Here is an 18454-nt window from a genome sequence, read left to right on the forward strand (position 1 = left end):
TTATACATCAATATTGACAATTTTTTTGATAACGATCATACCCATCAATTCAAATATTGCGATTCCAGCCAGTGCTATCCAACCTGCTGGAGTCGACCATAATTTATCCATAGCTTCGGGTTCCATTTGACTCAATACTAAAATCAATGCAATAGGCATTAGACCAACCACCCATGCTTGCATTTTTCCTTGTGCTGTTAATGCCTTTATTTTTCCTTCTGATTGATTAATTTGACGTAGAGTCTCGGCTGCTTTAGTTAAAGTTTCAGCTAATTCCCCACCTGTTTCTAAAGCAATGCGAATACTAGTTGTCATGAGAATGACCGCATTGATCGGCATGCGTTGTTGGAAATTGAATAGTGCATCATTTAATGGTAGACCAACTTTCTGCTCTTTAATTATTAAAGCAATCTCATTTTTCAATGGGGGTAAACATTCATTTGTTAGTTGGAATAAGGCAGTACTTAAGCTAGCTCCCGACTTTAATCCACCAGAAATCAGCATCAAAGCATCAGGTAATTGTTGCTCCATTTTTTCAACTTGTATTTTTTTAAACCTTTTAATTAAAAGAAAAGGTAAAATCGAAAAAAAGATCGCTGCAAATATATAAATCACACTAAATTTAAAGATTAGCAGTACTGAACTAAAAAATAGGAGAAGCAATATAAAATAAATAAAGAGAATTTTCTTTAAGTTTAAAAATACATAGCTAAGGTTCAGTTGCTCTTCTAATTTATTGGTTTTTTTTAAAAAAATATTACTTAAACTTTCAGAAACAATCAGATAATAAGTCAACACAACCATAACAGCAGCAATCAATATTAAATAAATATACATTTAAAAACCACTGTTCTGAAATTTAGCAATATCTATTTTAAAACCAGATTCTTTTAATTCCTGTAAGAATGTAGGAATAAGCCCTGTTGCACCAAAATAACCTTTTATTTTTTGTGACTCTAAATCAAGCCCTGTTTTATCAAATTTGTAAATATCTTGCAGCTGGATTTTACCACTCTCAATCCCTGTCACTTCAGTGATATAGGTAATCTTTCTAGAACCACATGAAAATCTGGATTGCTGTATGAGAATATCAACCGCTGATGCAATCTGCTCCCGAATTGCATTAAGTGGCAAATCCATACCTGCCATCATAATCATGGTTTCAAGACGAGCTATCGCATCTCGTGGTGTATTTGCATGCAATGTTGAAAGTGAGCCCTCATGGCCTGTATTCATGGCTTGAAGCATATCAAGTGCTTCAGGTCCTCGGCATTCCCCGATTACGATACGGTCAGGACGCATACGTAATGAGTTCTTAACTAAATCACGAATATTCACCGTACCTTTGCCTTCATTATTACCAGGACGTGCTTCCAAAGAAATCAGATGGTCATGATCCAATTTAAGCTCTGCTGCATCTTCAATTGTAATCACACGCTCACCATTCGGGATAAATCCTGCGAGCACATTTAGTAAAGTGGTTTTCCCAGAGCCAGTTCCCCCAGAGATTAGAATATTCTTTTTTGCAGCAACACAAAGTTGAAGAAAATCAGCCATATCATCATTCAAGCTAAAAAAGCTGACCAGATCTTCAATTAATATTCGTTTTTCTGGGAATTTACGAATAGTTATTGTGGGTCCTTTAATTGCTAAAGGTGGAATAATCGCATTTACACGAGAACCATCTTTTAAACGAGCATCCACCATAGGAGAACTTTCATCAATTCTTCGTCCTAATGGTGTCACAATCCGTTCAATTACATCTAAGATTGCTTTATTACTAGTAAACTCTAAATCACTTTTAATAATTTTCCCGGATTGTTCAATAAAAATTTCATCCTTCGCATTAACCATAATTTCAGTGACTTGTGGATCACTTAATAACTCCTCTAGTGGCCCTAAACCAATCGCCTCATTAATGATCTTTTGTTTTAATCTATCTACATTTAAAACTTGAGGAAGCTCTTCATCAACATCAAATAAAACCTGTTCCAAGCATGTTAAAGTTTCTACTTTCAACTCTTCTGGCGTCATGGTATTAATATCCTTGCGCCTCAAGTCCATTTGTTTAACCAACTTTTCTCTTAAGATCTGAATCCATTCAACCTCTAGAATCTTATAGGTTTTAGAGTTATAAGGAATATTGGTAACTTGAGTACTATAAATAGCCTCATCATCTGTCGTATCTCGTAAGGCATCTAATACGTTCTGATCAATCGATTCAAAATTGACAACTTTTATAGATTGATCAATTGAATCATCCTCTAAAAGTTGAATTGTATATCCGCCAATGACAATACTATCAACCTGTAAATTAATCGGACCATAAAAATCAATTTTCCGCCCATTCACAACTGTCCCATTAGCACCGCGATTTAAATCCTCAACAACATATCCTCCACTCAACTTTTTAAGTGAACAATGTTGATCGGCTATAAACCATCCCTTGAGTTGTAAATCACATTTCTTCGACTTACCAATCAAAATTTCCGTCTTTTCAAATGTGAATATTGATTCCTGACTTTTATTTGTTATTTTCAGTTTCATCAACATTCTCATCTTGCAAATTATAGTTTCTAGGAAGCATTAATCCAGAACCCAGCTCAGCTTGAGCAACGCTATCTGCACTTTGGCCTATGCGCTGCATTTTTGATTCAAAATCTTTTTCATATACATAAGGTGTCACAAAAAAGACCAGTTCATTTTGTTTTATTTGATTAGAACGGCTTTTAAATAAGTTACCAAGTATCGGAATTTTTCCTAAACCAGGAACTGCACTTCCAGTACTATTTTTCTCAGCCCCGACCAAACCACTTAGTACGAGTGTCTGTCCTTGACCAACCACAAACTCTGTTTCTGTTCTTCTTGTTGCAAATCCAGGTACGCCAGATACTTGTACCGATGAATCAATAGTACTCACTTCAGCTAAAATTTTAGCGACAATTCCCTCATTAGAAATTGTAGGATGAATATCTAGCTTAATACCATAGTCTTTAAATTCTATCGAAGGCGTTCCTGTTGCTCCTGACGATTGATAAGGAATTTGCCCACCAGATAAGAAAGTTGCATTCCCACCATTTTTACAAGATAAAAGTGGTCGAGCAATGATCTTAGCAGTTCCATTTTCTTGTAAGAGATTAATCTTACTATCAATATAACTAGCTAAACCAAAATATGTTTGGAATGGATCAATCTTAGGTAATGGAAGAATATTATTAGCAAGTGGATTATTGGCTGAACTAAAAGCGGCACTTCGTTTTAAGTCCCCCATAATCCCAAATTTTGGACCATCAATAGAAGAGGTATTCCAATTAATTCCTATTTCTTTAGTAGAAGAAGTTGAAATTTCTACAACACGAACATCCAGATAAATCATTTTTTGTTTTTCTTGGACATTATTTTCTTTAGTCTTGGCTAAATTGACAACATTCTTAAAAAGACTGGCATAGTTATCAATTTTATCTTTATCATCTGAACTAATATTCGCTCCTTGCAGAACAACATTATCACCAACAATATTAATGCTCAGATTTGGAATAGTACCTAGAGCTGAACGCAAATTTTCTAAAGTCTTTTTTAAATTACTCGGAAAAACATGTACTTCAGATGAAATGTACTGTTTACCATTCCAAATTTTAACCGTGGTATCTCCAGCAGTCACGCCTGTTAATGCTATACCTTTACGACCAATATTCTTTGCTTTAACAATTTGATCATTACCAATAACAACATCTGTAATAGCTGGATCATTTAGATAAAGTGTTTCCCCAATATATAACTCATCAGACATTGCGCTAACATGAAATGCACTAATACTGGCCACTAAAGCTAAAGATGTGCTCTGTATTGTTCTAGATAAAGTTGACTTATTCATCTTTATTTCCATAAATAATATTAAAACCTGAATGTTTTTGATTTTCTTGAATATGTGAATTAACCTCAGGTTTTACCACGGGCACTTGAACAACAGGAGTCTTTACAACCGTATTTTGTTTTTGCATATTGATTAACTGTATAAAGCCAGTTGTATCACTCATCACCTGATCATCAGGATTTCTTAGCACCGCAGAAATTCGTCCCATACTCGCTGCCATGGTAATGTTCTTAGCATCTTCGGCACTTACATCTAAAGTAATATTGGTATAACCACTAGTTTCACCAGCCTCATAATTAACATCTGTTTGCTTTCCGGTCGCTAAAATTTTAACGCCTTGCATTAAAGGTACAGTTGCTGTTTTCTCGCTACTTTGCAAAGTCACCATGAGATCAATTAAATCACCAGGTTTCAGCATGGTAGAAATTGAACTTTCATCATCTACAGGAATCGTTAAAGCTCTTCTTCCTGGTGGAATAAGCTTAGAGATATCTTTTTTCATCTCAATCATGGAATACATAATGATATCGCCAGGTTTTAAGTCCACCTTTAATGGAAGACCATCAATGGAATCATAATCAGAAGCCAATACTGCATTAGACTGCTGATATTCGGATGGAACATTTCTTTGTGAAACAATATTGGTTGAAATCAGATTTCCAGCACTTAGCTCTTTACTCGCCACAACATATGTAACTTCAGGTCCTTTTTGAGTAAGGCTTTCAACTTTATGATCAAAAGCCTTTTTAAAACCCCAGATACTGAATACCCCGATTAAAATTGAAATAATAAAAGCAAAAACTTTTTTATTAATATGAGGTAAATTCATTACGGTATCGCATCCAAATTCAAAATTGTTGCATTAAATTTATTCATAAATAAATCGTAAGTATCCTTAAACATAAAGAAAAAACTTCCATCGCCAAAAATGCTATTACCAGCAACTAATAAAGTTAGAACAAAAATCATGCATATTAAGTATTCTGTAGTTGTATTTCCGTTGATTGAATTACGCATGCGATATACTCTTTTCAACATACACAACAACTAAATTATTGATTAGTTTTCTCATATCAAAGATTAGATTTACTTCACTGCCATCTTTTAATTCAAAATAAGAAAATGATGAATTTAAGTCACTCGTTTTTGCTTGCTTTTGTATTTGATAAACTAGATTCAAGTAATCATTTTTTTTAAAATTCTTAAACATCATAGTCCGACTAACAGAACCATTATCTTCACTTTGAAAATCAGTAGATGGATTACTTAATTTTATATAGTTAGGCAACTGGATATATTTTAATTTATTTTTCGCCTTACAAATAACCCGAGCAGACATTGCATTATTAGATAAACTTAACAGTTGTAATGTAATCCCACCCTCTTTTCCGATATAAAATAAAGAACCCTGTTTTGTGAATCTTAAATTTTTTTCATTTAAAATTCTCATATAACATTCCAAACTACAACTAGGAGAAAATAAGTTAAACATTTGAATTGTTGATCCATTTAATATGGTATTTTTACCAATAGGTATCAATTGCATATTCTTTTCTTTCAAATCACCAAACAGACATGCTTTTGCATCTGTAGCAATAAAAAAAATTAAAGTCAGAATAGATATTAAGTTTCTTTTTTTGATCATTTTAATGTATCTTTTCGGTCATTTGGAACAATTTCCATTTTATAAATACCATCTTCACGAATTTTTTTCTCAAACCCCATTGAAGCAACAGCAACGTTATATACTGTATTAATATTGGCTTGTATGAGTTCATAAGGAATTAAATAGCGGGATTTTTTTACAATTTTTTTGATTTCTTTTGGTTCATTTGCCGCCCAGTTATTTCTTAATGTTCCTGATGAGCTTTTAATATTAAATGTTTCTGGCAATTCGAAATCAATAATACCTGTCACAAAATTAACAGGAACAGTAACGTCAACGGTATATTGCCCATTAGATTTTAAACTTCGAAAAGGTTTAGCAGCCACGTCTAAAGGATCAATTCGTAATGTTTTACTATACTTCTCATTTTGCTGACTAGCGGATACCTGTATAGAATCCCAATGCACCAATGATTGACCTGCCATATCCTGATCAGCCGCATCATCACAATCAGCATTCCGCCCACTTAAAACATCAGCACCAGTTCTAGCGAAAAAACGTTGTCCAACTTCCTGTGAAAGCTTATCCGAATCATCCGTGTTAATTCCTTTATTGACTCTCCAAGCAACATAATCTGCTGCCTGTTCTGATTTTAATTTAACAGTAGCCAGTTTAGAAACCATAGGAATAGCGATCAGTAACATACTAAGGATTCCTGCCACAATTGCGAACTCGGCAATTGATTGTCCTTTTTGATTGTTTTGCATATTTATTCTCAATTCAACCAAGCAGCTTCTGCGGTTACCAACGCCCGTTTACTAACATCCATATCATCAGATAATCGTACCTTCCAGTAAGGGCTAAATAACGAGCCATACTCATGATTGATTTGATTTCCAACTACCTCAAGTTCCCAAGGACGCTGAAAATAAACTTCAGCCTGAGTAATAGCCTGCATATCACCATTTCGAAACTTGCCACCTTCTAACTCATCATAATTATCAAGTACCGTAAAGTTAGGAGACATTCGTAAGTTAGAGTTTCTATTAACCGTTTCAAGCTTATTGCGAGATTTTTTAACCGAAATAACAAATGGAAAATTCATTTCTTTATTATTTAAGTCTTTCAATTCATAAAACTTGGGGATCCCCACACCTGTCATTTCTCCGCCATTATCTCGAACATCCCATTGAGGAGTATTATTTTCAGAATAATCCCGAGCTCGAGGATTGGTTGAGCTTGCTCCTCCATAACTACCTGATCTTTGTGCTTGATCTTCGCCTAATTGACTTCCGAGTGCGCTACCCCAACCAATTGGCATCTCATCATGCCTACTTCGTATCCGCCATCTTTTAATGGTTTTGTAATAATGATGAATAGATAAAGTATCAACCCCTTTCCATTCATCAAGTTGCACCAATTCAGTACCGCCAGCTTTATGAATACGATATTCATCCCATCCACCTGGCGCTAAAATCAGCTTAGGTAAAATATCATTTTTACTGCGGTTGGTAATAAAAGGATCTGCTGAACTCAATACCACATCAGCCATACGTTGCCTTTCTTTCTCAACATATTGCTTCATAATCTGAGCTGGAAAGGTCGAAGCTGACATGACTAAGCGGACATCATAATCAGAACTATTACTTTTTGTTAATTCAGCAAATTCTGTTGGAGTATTTAATACAGTAGTATTGCTCACCAGATTTAAAGCAGCTTGTGCCGACTCTAACGCCCTAACTTCAACCCCATAAGCTTCTATATATGGCCCAATATAATCTGCAAAGTAATCTAAGCCAGTACTAATTTTTGAAAAAACAGCACTGACTGGCGGAAACCAGTATGTAGCTGTACTAATGTTATCAGAGGTTTTAGCTGCATATTTAGCCCAAGAAGCTGTACTAACACCTTGAGCAATAGCTAACTGATTAGCAATTTGAGTTCGATTAATATAAGCATTTATATTCAATAATCTTGCTTGCCGAGTTGCTGTTGCATATGCAGCTTGATCGGCAAGCATTTTCGCCTTTTGCCGCTCAGATAATAGTTGAGCTGTATTAAAAACAAAAACTATCGTCAACATTAATATTAAAGAGATAATAAGCATCAACATTGTTGATTGCCCTGATTGATGCTTCATACCGCCCTCATCTCAATAATATTTATAGCTACTCATTATTTTAATAACAATAATGAGTAGCTATTCAAGAAAATTTAAATAGCTCTACTTATAATTAATTATTTTGTTTGTTGTTCATAGCTACCTAATTTTTTATCAACAGTACCTTCTTTAGTTGCACTATTTGCATTATTCGTTGCATTTGTTCTACCAGTTGCAGAAGATTGTCCACCTAATTCTGCTGCCGCAACTGCCACTTGTGAGCGTGCTGTATTACCATAATAACGAAACACCCCAATTGCAGCGATTGCGATTAAAGCCACAATAATAATATATTCCGTCATACCCTGACCACGAACTTTATTCATTTTTACATTAAGTTTTAAATCTGTTTTTTTCATTAAAGCACCCTAGTCAAAAAAATAAAATGTTTTAAATGTACAGTTTATTTTTGTACATTTTCGTGTATTATCGTGCAAATTCAATTAAGAAACAAATATTATTTTATTTTTATAGGTATTATTGTGCAAAAAAGAAAGAAATATCAGAATGGTGTTTCTCTAACTGAGTTTATAATTATAGCTCCACTTATCTTATTTATTGGCTTAATTGGTATTCAATATGGCCTTATCTATATTGCTCGTTTAAATGTTACATATGCAGCATATGAAGCTGCTCGCGCTGGGGCTATTTATAATGCTGATCCAGCGCGAATTCAAAATGCTTTTTTTAAGGGATTAGTACCTTATTTTTCAACATCTGGAATATATTTACCTGGTGATACTCATATAAATAGCCCTATAAAAAAAATTAACCCAAATTTAGTTGAAGTGGGTTTACAAGGATATGCGTTAAAAGAAATTATTAAAAAAACAGAATCTGCTTTCATCAGTATGCATATGGTTAATCCTTCTAAAGCATCATTTGATGATTGGAGTGACCCTATTTTAATGAAAGCCTATCAGATTAAAACTGGACAAATTGTACGCATTATCCCAAATGATAATTTAGATACAAAATCTAAGACAATAAAAGATAAATCAAAGCAAAACATACAAGATGCCAATGTATTAAAACTTCGATTTACCTATGGATATGAACCACGCATTCCAATGATGAAGAATATTTTTAGTTCATTAACTTCATTTTTTACGAGTAATCGTGATGCTGTAAATTTGAGAATTTTAGCTGCTGGCAGAATACCTATAGTGGTCGATATTTCTGCTCAAATGCTAAGTCCTGCTATTGAGGGTGGACTACCAACTAATACAGTTAATCGAAATGGTTATTTAGTCGGGGAAGATTTACTTGATCGCCTTCAAGAAAATCAAGCAATGCAATGGCAAGTTGGTCATAAAGAAAAAGATCTTTTAGAAGATATTCAAGATTCGGCAGAAAAATCTGCAATTTCAAGTTTTGAAAAAGATGCAACGAACTTTCAGGGTATTACAAATATCGGTTCTGAATTGGCAGGCAGTCTCATTGGCAACAACTCCCCTACAGGTAGTACAAGTTCATCCACCAATAGCATTATTGGTGATACGAACAATTTAATTAGTTGCAGCTCTGGTGCAACGAGAACAAATTTTTATTAATAATGACTTTAAAAGAATTTAGTATATGAAAAACTTGATTTTCGCTATTTGCTCAGTCAGTTTAGGCTTAGCGACTAGTTTAAATTCATTACCCACTCATGCTGGTGTAGTTGACTTTAGTCAATGTAGCGCAAACTCTTCATTCGCAATAGTTACCCAAAGTGAAGGGCCAACTTATGCTTGTGGTGGTCTTGACACTGGAGTTGGGAATCCAATCAATGTTCTAAACGGTAATAAATTTGAGACCATCAATGACTTTAAAGAGCTTCCAGCATTTAAAGGTCTTTCTTTTTCTAGATTTTATAATAGTCAAAGTCATGCGGATACAGCACTAGGTTATGGTTGGTATAGTTCTTTTGATATTAAACTCTATGAACAACCAGATATCATACAAATACGTTTAGAATCTGGGCAGCGCATCAACTTCAAGAAGAATAAAATTCCTCTTGGCAATAATCAATTTATCATTCGAGCATTACCACTAAATCCAAATGATGGCTGGATTGAAAAAAAAATAGATGGTTCAGCATGGGTTTGGCATAAAACTCAAACCGGACAGGAATACTTTTTTCAACATTTAGGTGGGCAAGATCCTAGTCTTGCACACATTACTAAAATTTCGGCTTCAACAAATAATGATCAAAACAACCCCACTCTAAATTTTTCTTTTGTTTATGATCAACAACAACGTTTAGTTGCAGTTAAAAATGGTCAGGGACAACAACTTTCTATTCAGCATACAACAACACGTTTTGGTTTACCTCAAATTACTGTGATAACTCCTATTGGTAAATATTATTATTTCCTCGATCGGAATCACAATCTGGCTCAAGTGGTCTACCCTGATGGTCGTCGTTTTAAATATGCTTATGACCCTAAGTTTCAGGGTGGTGATATTCATAACTTGACCTCAAAATGGCAGTTTAATCAGCCTCAAAAAAAGTTTAAGTTAATTTCTCAATGGCAATATGACAATCAAGATCGAGCAGTTTTAAGCCAACATGCTAATGGTGTGGAAAAGGTATCAATTCAATATGATGCTAGAACCTATCAAAATATGCCGGCAACTTATGCAGAAAACAAACCAGTCTTTAAAAATATTGTAACCAATAGTCTGGGGCAAAAAACAACTTATTCTTATCAGATTGATGGTACTCAATTTCATTTACTAGAAAGTTCTGGAGCTGGTTGTAGTAGTTGTGGTGAAGTCAATAAGCGATATCGCTTTAATGCTCAAGGACTAGTTAATTATGCTGCTGATCTCGATTCAACAGGTAAAATTATTCGAGCGATTGACCTAAAATATAATGATCATGGTGAGGTCATTGCAAAAACTGTATCGGGTACTGGTTTAACTTCTCAGACCACAACCTATGAGTATGAATCTTATCTAATACAGCAAAGAAATCAACACTCGTTCGTCAATCCTCTGCTCAATCAATTTGATCAACAAGATTTCCGTCGTTTAAAAGCTGAGTCACATCCAAGTGTTGTTCCGGGAAAGCAATATCGAAAAAGCTATACTTATAATCAAAACAATCAATTAATTGCAATTAAAGAAATGGGATTCTCGCCTTTAGGTGAAACTTTAGTTCGAGAAACTCGTTATGGTTATGATGCTCAAGGACGGCTCAGTTGGGAAGATGGTCCTCTACCTAACGGAAAAACTAATTCGCCTAAAGACAGTGATATCATTATTTATACTTATGGGAAAAATGACCTGTTAGAGTCATGGAATACACCTTTTTCTCATTCAAAAACAACAGCTCAATATGATCCATTAGGACGAGTCATACAATATACAAAAACCTCTCAAGAAACAGATACAAAACCGAAGGTTGAAATCTTTAAGTTTCAGTATGATTCAAATGGTCGACATACAGAAGTTACGTTAAATAATGGCGGGCAGTCGACTCAAGGTATACGATATCATTATGATGATTTAAACCGTTTACAATCAATCACTGATATAAATGACCATTTAATCAAGTCTTATTATTATGATGATGCGAATAGAATACTTGCCACTCTAGATTCGAAAACTGGTTTAAAACGTTATCAACTTGATAATGAAAATAAAATATTGTTAGAGCAAAAACTTACTGATAAGACTTTTACCGAAACGGGTTACAAGTATGATGATCATAGTCGCCTCACTACAATTGCAGATAGCAAGCAAGGTGTTTTAAGCCATGTTGACTATTTTTCAGATGGCGTGAGTGGTCGAATTCTAAACCAACATGGAGATGCTTTGTGGCAGCGTTATACTGGGGATGGACAAATACAAACTGAATGGGATGTTCCGGCGTTAGGTAATGGCTTAATTGCTCCAAGCAAAATAGAATATACCTATAAGCCAGGACACAAGATTATTACTCAAAATGATGGTACTAAAACAATTTATCAATACGATGACTTTAACCGTTTAGTCTCTTTAGACTCGAGCTTACAAGGCAAAACGATTTATAGTTATGATCAAGCAAATCGAGTAAAACAGGCACTATTATCAACAGGCGCAATATTATCATTTCAATATGATGACTATAATCGCTTAAGAGCACGCCGTTTAACTCAACCAGCTAAGAATGCGTTAGAACCTATTAATCAAATGACCTATTTTGATTACTTCGGTACACATTTGGTCAAGGTTAGAGATCCATTACAAACAATAGAATATCACTATAATGATCAAGGTCATTTAGATCGTCGTTCTATCTCTTATAAGGACCTCAAGTCTCCTTTAGTCACACACTACCACTATGATAAAAAAGACATCCCTCTAGGAATGACTTTACCAGATGGGACTTTATTAACCACTAGTAAAGATACAATGTCCTATCTTACTCCACAACAATGGGTTAAACAGACTTTACTTGAAAAACAAAATTTTGATGATACAACATCTGGCCAAAAGCAACTGACGTATATTTTAGGTAATCAACTTCGTTTAGGTTTCGAGTACTCTGCTACAGGCATTTGGCGAGGCTTACATTATGCTAGAGGAACTCAAAAACAAAGTTTGAATCTTATCCAATCAGCTTATGCAGATGAAGTTCCAACATTACTACTTAGCCAACATTGGAGTTTTAACGACAGGCATCAAATTTCCCAAGTCAGTGATCATGGTCTATTACAAGATCAACAGGAATATTTATATGATAGCAAGCAGCATGTAATCGCTCGCTCTAATGCAAAACTTGAACCGCAAGAAATGTATTTTTATGATGCACTTGGAAATCGCTTGATTGGACAAAACCAACAAGCAAAACAAAGTATTCAAGGTTATCATTATCAATCTGGTCGTTTAGCTAGTATACAAAAGAATACGCTGCAATTTACTGTTCAATATAATACTGCAGGCGAACCTCTACAGTACCCTACCACTCACGGACAATTTCGCTTTAGTTATATAAACGGACAAATTGCAAAAGTATGGCGTGGTCAACAATTGGTTGCAGACTATCAATACAATGATGCAGGCCAGCGTATTAAAAAAACGATTTATGTCGATCAACAGCAAAAGCCTTTAAAACATCCTCAAATTAGCTACTACTTCTATAATGGAACTCAACTTGCTGGTGAATTAAATGCAGAAGGCCACATTACTCGACAATATATTTATACAGGCGATCGGTTATTAGCCATTATGGACTATGCAGGACATGGTCATAAACCAAACTCCGTACCATTGACATTATGGCAACGTTTTACAGCCCTATTTACCGATCAGGAACCAGATGCAAAATGGTATTACGTAGTTAATGACTACATGGGAAGACCACGTATGGTCACAGATCAACTGCAACGCATTGTATGGCAAGATCAAGGCAAAGCATTATTTGGTGAATCCAATATTATAAGTCAAGGGTACCAATTAAATATTCGTTATGCTGGGCAATATACCGATACGGAAACTGGACTTTACTATAACGGCTACCGTTATTATGATCCTACTACAGGTCGCTATACTACCCCAGATCCATTAGGACTAGCAGGTGGTGAAAATTTATATGGTTATGTCAATCAACAGCCTAACCAGTATTTTGACCCTCAAGGTTTGTTGTTATTTGCTTTCGATGGTACAGGGAATACAGATACAAATGACCACCCTAGTAATGTTGAAAAGTTTATGGATGCCTATGCATCGAAAGGACAAATGGATGTAACTCAAACCCTTTGGAAAAATCAGATAAAACAGTTCTCTAGTAATGCTGAAACAGGACTGACTAAAAATCATGACAATGTTTTTTATATTGCAGGTGCAGGAACGGAAGACCAATACTCTAATATTGGTTCAAACTCTACATCACTAAATCTCATTGACAATGCTACAGGTGGATCCCTCCCTAACCGTGTTGATCAAATGCTGATCTATTTTTCACAATATGTGCAAAAGCTAATAGAAGAGCAGAAAAAAGCTGGAGCTAATAAAACTGAACAAATTATTGATATTGATACTATTGGATTTAGCCGTGGTGCAGCCAGTGCTCGAATGTTTGCAAGTAAATTAGAATATCTCCTCACACAAAGTTATTCTCCAAATCAACGTGATGCTGTTCTTAATCCATCTTATCAATCTATTACAGCAGTAAAAACAGACTGGGGTAGACTCAACCTAGATTGTTTAAAGTCGAAATACAATATCAGTATAAATTTCCGATTTATGGGTGTATGGGACAGTGTTCCTGCACTTGGCTTAGACCCTTCAGATGATATGACTCAGTATGTTAAGTCTAACAATATGACTGTTGCGGTATCCGAGCGTTTTAAATCTGTTGCTCATGCTGTTGCTATGAATGAACATCGTAAAGGTTTTATGGCACGATCAATTTATAGCAGTTCTGCTGATGCTCAAAAGAAAGATGGAAAACAATATCAGTCAACCTTAAAGCAACAAATCAATACTCGTGTTGAACGTGGCTTTATGGGTGCCCATTCAGACATAGGTGGTGGTTATAGTGATGGTGACATTAGTGATGTTGCTCTAATGTGGATGATTGACCAAGCTAAAAATGCAGGCATTGTTTTTAATGACAAACTCATTGCTAAACGTGAATACAACGTTGTAAGTGATCCAATTATTCACGACAGTACAGGAAATAAAGTCAGTGGCGATGGTCGAGGTATAACAGTTGGTCCATATTTTGAACCAGGAAGACAATTTGCTTGGGCGAATTCAGATAATACACACATTAATCAACATTTGACTGGTATGGACCAAACAACACTCGCGAAATATTTAGCAGGATATGCCCAATCTGCTGAGCAAGCAAGTGCCAGTTCGCAAACCAACCACTTAAAACTGAATTGGGAACAAACTTTGCAATTTCAAAATGCTCAATATGGACCAACCAATCCTGGAAAATTTCAACAACTTTTACAAATTGAACAAGAATTTACTCATGATTCTGATTGTAAACCCAAGGAAATTATTGGGGGATGCAGGGCATTAACCGAATATCAGGAACGAAAGTCTAATGATGTCACAGGTACTGCAACTATTGTTTATGACCCTACTCAACAACGTGAAGCAATCCAAACACAAAAATACCTAGACTGGATTAAAACCAATTATGGAACAGTATTAACATTTAAACCTAAAGAGGGAGTTTATAATGGCCAAACTCATTAAAAATAGCTTATTAATAATACTGCTAGGGTCAAGTACAGGATGCTCATCTATGATGGAAAATAGTATCAGTTTCTCAATAAAAGGACAAAATAAAAGCTATATTTATAAAAATACCTGGCCTGAATGCAATAATTTTAAGATTAATCCAAAGTTAAAGTATAACGACTTATCAGATAGTTGTAAGGTATCACCCGAAGGTTATGTTCCTGAAAAAATTGTTATTGAATATACCTCTTGGCTGACTTATGAAGAACAAGTAAAAGCTGGTATGGGCAATAGCCGTACTGCATTTAATCTTGACAATATACCTTTAGGAAAACAACCTCCTTTAGAAACACTTTTAGCTTATGACAAACAAAATGAAAAAAAAATACAATTAGCAATTGATAAGCTTCCAACTTCATCTTGGAAACAAATAGTTCTTTACCCCCCACAAGAAGTTGCAAAATATAAAAATCAGCTCCCGGAGGGTAAAGGTGATCCAAAGCGAGGGAAGGAAATTCATTACAATATTTCCCTTAATCCAGATGGCACCTACACCATTACAACCAAACTTTACTGGAAAGTTCCTTATCAGAAAAACTGGAACTAATTATCTTTAGAATAAATGGCAACTCGTTGTGTTGTTGTCATTTTTTTATTCACAGATAGAGAAAAATTTATCGTTGGCCCTAGTTATAAATTAAAGGATTTTTTGATGTAAAAAATAATTTATATGAATATCAAAATCGAATGATAACAAAAGTTGTTGTATATTCATCACAACATAGCCTTTACTTATTTTAAGAATATATGGTCTGAGTGTGAAAAATTTAAGTTTTCAGATATACGAATGGAATTTGGTACATTCCGCATACCTCTAAAGTTGAACCAGAGAAATATCTCAATCAATGAAAAAATTAATCCCTATTTTCGGTCTTTTAATGTTTTCAAGTTGTTCTTTTGCGGCACAGGAAAGACCTTCTCTAGAATATAACTTTCCAATATGTGGACAAAGTATATTGAATGAAAAAAATATAACTAAAGTCTGTGCAACTCGTGATTTTATCGCCTTAAAACCAAGAAAACGGAAAAAGGACTGGTTGGCATTTCTCGCCGCCGAAGGAAGCAGTGGTTACTATGGACCAATAGACCCTGTCGGCGTTATTCTGAAATTAAAAAATCAACAATTAGATTTGCAAGGACATGTCTGGAATTTTTCTAATCAACATAACTCTGAATTAGAACTTAGAACTTAGAACTTCTAATATGCAAATTACAAATGGAGTTATACTCAACACTAATATATTTCTTGGAGGAGGGTATTTTTCTCCTAATTTCAACACCAAGAAACAAATTGGGAAGTCAGATGAAAAAGTTGATTTTATCTATGCACAACAATATGAAAATGAATCTATAGAAAATAGTTTCATTAATAAACTATATGCTAGTCCTTATCATATTTATTTACGCTCATGGGGAGGAGGTATATTAAACTCAAAACTTATTATTACTCAAAATATAAATATTGATGGGTCAAAATCTACCATACAGAAAAATCAAATTATTTCACAGGCGAATATTGATAAAGATAAAAAAAACTTTTTATTAATTAAGTTAAATCAATCATTTTTTATAGATATTTCTAAACAAATCTTTCCTGATCGCTGGAATGACAAAACATCTATACCAAACATCCTTTACGTCAAATTCTCCCCTGATACCGTTATTGATGGCAATACCTTTACCCTCACTCAAAAAAATGATCAAGCCTATGCAATTGTTTTAGACCACTCCCCTCGAGTTCAGACCACGAATAACACTTTCAATGGTTTTAAAGTTCCAATTCTAATGGATCAATGGAGTTCTATTGTCGATGAAAAAGGTAAGGAAATTAGGCTAGAACAATTTACTGGTTATGGAAATATTATCAATCTTAACGAATTCGCAGGTCATGTGACCATGAATCGTAAAGGTGAGATTGTAGGAAAATAATACTATTGAGTATAAATATTATTACATTCAGCAATGATATCATCACCTTTGCTAACTCTTTACTTACTCAGTTCGATGAGCATAGATTATAAAAAAGCCTCCTAATGAGGCTTTTTTTATTGGGTTTAAAATACTAAGATTTCTAATAAAACTACTAAAAGTTATTTAAATATAATCAACCTTTTGAGTTTTTAAAATGTCGAGCTGCAACATCTTTTTCTTTTTATACTTATAGGCAATAAACAAACCAATAAACCATACTGGTGAAAACTCTAAAGCAATCAGAGTGTCATGATCTAATGCTAAAATTACAATAGTAAAAACTAAAAATAGCATCGTAAACCATGCCATAAATAAGCCACCCGGCATTTTATATTTTGACTGAATATGTAATTCTGGGCTTTTCTTACGATAATAAATATATGAAAGCACAATCAGCATGAATGTAAAAATACATAAAATTGAAGTAAGCGCTGAAATAATCGTAAACGCTGTCATAACATTTGGAACAATAAACAAAATGGATGTTCCAAGCGTCACACAAGCCATTGAAAATACGAGGCCTCTAATCGGAACTTTTCTTTTTGATAGTTTACTAAAGCTTTTAGGCGCATCATTGTCTAAAGCTAAACCATATAACATACGGCTGGTCGCAAAGATTCCACTATTTGCAGAAGATAAAGCTGAAGTCGCAACAACAAAGTTGATTAAACCCGCTGCAATTGGTAACCCGACCAAAGTAAACATTTCTACAAATGGACTTTTTTCTGGTGAAACCTTAGCCCAAGATGTAACGGCAATAATACAAACCAATGCGCCTACGTAGAATAGCAAAATGCGTAAAGGAATCGAGTTAATGGCTTTTGGAAGTGAGGTGTGCGGGTCTTTTGTTTCAGCAGCAGTTGTCCCGACAAGCTCAATACCTACAAACGCAAAAATGGCAATTTGAAAGCCGGCCAAGAAACCAGTTACCCCATATGGGAACATTGATTCTGTTTCAAACAAATGGCTAACCGATGCTTTAACACCATTTGGAGAAGTAAATCCGGTACCAATTAAATAAATACCAGCCAGAATAAACAGAATAATTGCAGTAATTTTGATGAGGGAAAACCAAAACTCAAGCTCACCAAATAGCCGAACAGCTACAAAATTGAGTATGGTTAAAATTGCTAAGGAAGTAAATGCAGGAATCCAGACGGGTAAATCGGGATACCAAAACTGCATGTACCCTCCGATCACAATTACGTCTGCAATCGCAGTAATAATCCAGTTACACCAATAGGACCAACCCAGAAAAAAACCTGCCCACGGGCCAAGATAAGCCGTTGCAAAATCGGCGAATGTTTTAAAATTAGTATTCGCCAGCAGCAACTCACCCATTGCTCGCATTACGAAGAAAAAGAAAAAACCAATAATTAAATAGGTTAAAACAATTGAAGTACCTGAAATGCTTAATGTTTTTCCAGAACCCATAAATAATCCAGTACCAATTGCACCGCCAATCGCAATCATCTGAATATGACGATTGGTTAATGAGCGCTGCAATTTCTCTTCTTCTTGCTCAGTCATATGTTGACTACCAAGAAGATCTCCTTCCAGGAACTGCTTTCCGTTATTCTTACTCATGTAATATTTACTCCAATTTATAGCA

At 34.8% G+C, this 18454-nt stretch carries 14 protein-coding genes; 5 read left to right on the plus strand and 9 right to left on the minus strand.

Annotation, left to right across the window (positions count from 1 at the left end; translation table 11 throughout):
• The 8 genes from OD757_RS06685 to OD757_RS06720 form a co-directional block, all read right to left on the minus strand.
• Positions 1-837 (minus strand): type II secretion system F family protein, encoded by an 837-nt coding sequence (locus tag OD757_RS06685; RefSeq protein WP_263031299.1) that lies wholly within the window; start codon positions 835-837, stop codon positions 1-3.
• A complete protein-coding gene (locus tag OD757_RS06690) occupies positions 838-2547 on the minus strand; it encodes an ATPase, T2SS/T4P/T4SS family (protein ID WP_263031300.1) in 1710 nt (569 codons plus the stop codon).
• Positions 2525-3874: a type II and III secretion system protein family protein gene (locus tag OD757_RS06695; RefSeq protein ID WP_263031301.1), complete on the minus strand. Its 1350-nt coding sequence runs from the start codon at positions 3872-3874 to the stop codon at positions 2525-2527. The genes OD757_RS06690 and OD757_RS06695 overlap by 23 nt, the downstream gene beginning before the upstream one ends.
• Positions 3867-4703 (minus strand): Flp pilus assembly protein CpaB, encoded by an 837-nt coding sequence (gene cpaB / locus OD757_RS06700; RefSeq protein ID WP_263031302.1) that lies wholly within the window; start codon positions 4701-4703, stop codon positions 3867-3869. Before cpaB ends, OD757_RS06695 begins: the two co-directional genes overlap by 8 nt.
• 180 nt (positions 4704-4883) lie before the next feature.
• Positions 4884-5519, minus strand: a complete 636-nt coding sequence (locus tag OD757_RS06705; protein ID WP_263031303.1) for a hypothetical protein — start codon at positions 5517-5519, stop codon at positions 4884-4886.
• Positions 5516-6247 carry a TadE/TadG family type IV pilus assembly protein gene (locus tag OD757_RS06710; protein ID WP_263031304.1) on the minus strand — a complete coding sequence of 244 codons (732 nt, stop codon included), beginning with the start codon at positions 6245-6247 and terminating at the stop codon, positions 5516-5518. The genes OD757_RS06705 and OD757_RS06710 overlap by 4 nt, the downstream gene beginning before the upstream one ends.
• A gap of 8 nt (positions 6248-6255) precedes the next feature.
• A complete protein-coding gene (locus tag OD757_RS06715; RefSeq protein ID WP_263031305.1) occupies positions 6256-7620 on the minus strand; it encodes a Tad domain-containing protein in 1365 nt (454 codons plus the stop codon).
• A 98-nt stretch (positions 7621-7718) separates the two neighbouring features.
• Positions 7719-8000 carry a hypothetical protein gene (locus tag OD757_RS06720; protein WP_151768311.1) on the minus strand — a complete coding sequence of 94 codons (282 nt, stop codon included), beginning with the start codon at positions 7998-8000 and terminating at the stop codon, positions 7719-7721.
• Between the two features lie 72 nt (positions 8001-8072).
• Between OD757_RS06720 and OD757_RS06725 the strand changes: the two genes are divergently transcribed.
• From OD757_RS06725 to OD757_RS06745, 5 genes are all read left to right on the plus strand, one after another.
• Positions 8073-9194, plus strand: coding sequence for a TadE/TadG family type IV pilus assembly protein (locus tag OD757_RS06725; RefSeq protein WP_263031306.1), 1122 nt, complete (start codon positions 8073-8075; stop codon positions 9192-9194).
• A gap of 25 nt (positions 9195-9219) precedes the next feature.
• The gene (locus OD757_RS06730) at positions 9220-14826 is read left to right on the plus strand and encodes a phospholipase effector Tle1 domain-containing protein (protein ID WP_263031307.1); all 5607 of its coding nucleotides are present in this window, start codon (positions 9220-9222) and stop codon (positions 14824-14826) included.
• The gene (locus OD757_RS06735) at positions 14810-15418 is read left to right on the plus strand and encodes a hypothetical protein (RefSeq protein ID WP_411267181.1); all 609 of its coding nucleotides are present in this window, start codon (positions 14810-14812) and stop codon (positions 15416-15418) included. The genes OD757_RS06730 and OD757_RS06735 overlap by 17 nt, the downstream gene beginning before the upstream one ends.
• 298 nt (positions 15419-15716) lie before the next feature.
• Positions 15717-16064 (plus strand): hypothetical protein, encoded by a 348-nt coding sequence (locus OD757_RS06740; protein ID WP_263031308.1) that lies wholly within the window; start codon positions 15717-15719, stop codon positions 16062-16064.
• A gap of 10 nt (positions 16065-16074) precedes the next feature.
• The gene (locus OD757_RS06745) at positions 16075-16800 is read left to right on the plus strand and encodes a hypothetical protein (RefSeq protein WP_263031309.1); all 726 of its coding nucleotides are present in this window, start codon (positions 16075-16077) and stop codon (positions 16798-16800) included.
• 165 nt (positions 16801-16965) lie between these two features.
• On the opposite strand, the gene OD757_RS06750 is transcribed toward OD757_RS06745, so the two are convergent.
• Complete coding sequence (locus OD757_RS06750; RefSeq protein WP_263031310.1) at positions 16966-18429, minus strand: amino acid permease; 1464 nt, start codon at positions 18427-18429, stop codon at positions 16966-16968.
• Positions 18430-18454: the final 25 nt, after the last annotated feature.

Origin of the sequence: Acinetobacter sp. AYS6 (assembly GCF_025630795.1) — a bacterium.
In the GTDB taxonomy this organism is placed as follows: Bacteria; Pseudomonadota; Gammaproteobacteria; order Pseudomonadales; family Moraxellaceae; genus Acinetobacter.

Excerpts from the sequence above, each read along its gene's own strand:
- OD757_RS06705 (WP_263031303.1), bottom strand. The coding sequence starts at position 5,519 with ATGATCAAAAAAAGAAACTTAATATCTATTCTGACTTTAATTTTTTTT.
- OD757_RS06710 (WP_263031304.1), bottom strand. The coding sequence starts at position 6,247 with ATGCAAAACAATCAAAAAGGACAATCAATTGCCGAGTTCGCAATTGTG.
- OD757_RS06745 (WP_263031309.1), top strand. The coding sequence starts at position 16,075 with ATGCAAATTACAAATGGAGTTATACTCAACACTAATATATTTCTTGGA.
- OD757_RS06715 (WP_263031305.1), bottom strand. The coding sequence starts at position 7,620 with ATGAAGCATCAATCAGGGCAATCAACAATGTTGATGCTTATTATCTCT.
- OD757_RS06685 (WP_263031299.1), bottom strand. The coding sequence starts at position 837 with ATGTATATTTATTTAATATTGATTGCTGCTGTTATGGTTGTGTTGACT.
- OD757_RS06740 (WP_263031308.1), top strand. The coding sequence starts at position 15,717 with ATGAAAAAATTAATCCCTATTTTCGGTCTTTTAATGTTTTCAAGTTGT.
- OD757_RS06695 (WP_263031301.1), bottom strand. The coding sequence starts at position 3,874 with ATGAATAAGTCAACTTTATCTAGAACAATACAGAGCACATCTTTAGCT.
- cpaB (WP_263031302.1), bottom strand. The coding sequence starts at position 4,703 with ATGAATTTACCTCATATTAATAAAAAAGTTTTTGCTTTTATTATTTCA.
- OD757_RS06735 (WP_411267181.1), top strand. The coding sequence starts at position 14,810 with ATGGCCAAACTCATTAAAAATAGCTTATTAATAATACTGCTAGGGTCA.
- OD757_RS06730 (WP_263031307.1), top strand. The coding sequence starts at position 9,220 with ATGAAAAACTTGATTTTCGCTATTTGCTCAGTCAGTTTAGGCTTAGCG.
- OD757_RS06750 (WP_263031310.1), bottom strand. The coding sequence starts at position 18,429 with ATGAGTAAGAATAACGGAAAGCAGTTCCTGGAAGGAGATCTTCTTGGT.
- OD757_RS06690 (WP_263031300.1), bottom strand. The coding sequence starts at position 2,547 with ATGAAACTGAAAATAACAAATAAAAGTCAGGAATCAATATTCACATTT.
- OD757_RS06720 (WP_151768311.1), bottom strand. The coding sequence starts at position 8,000 with ATGAAAAAAACAGATTTAAAACTTAATGTAAAAATGAATAAAGTTCGT.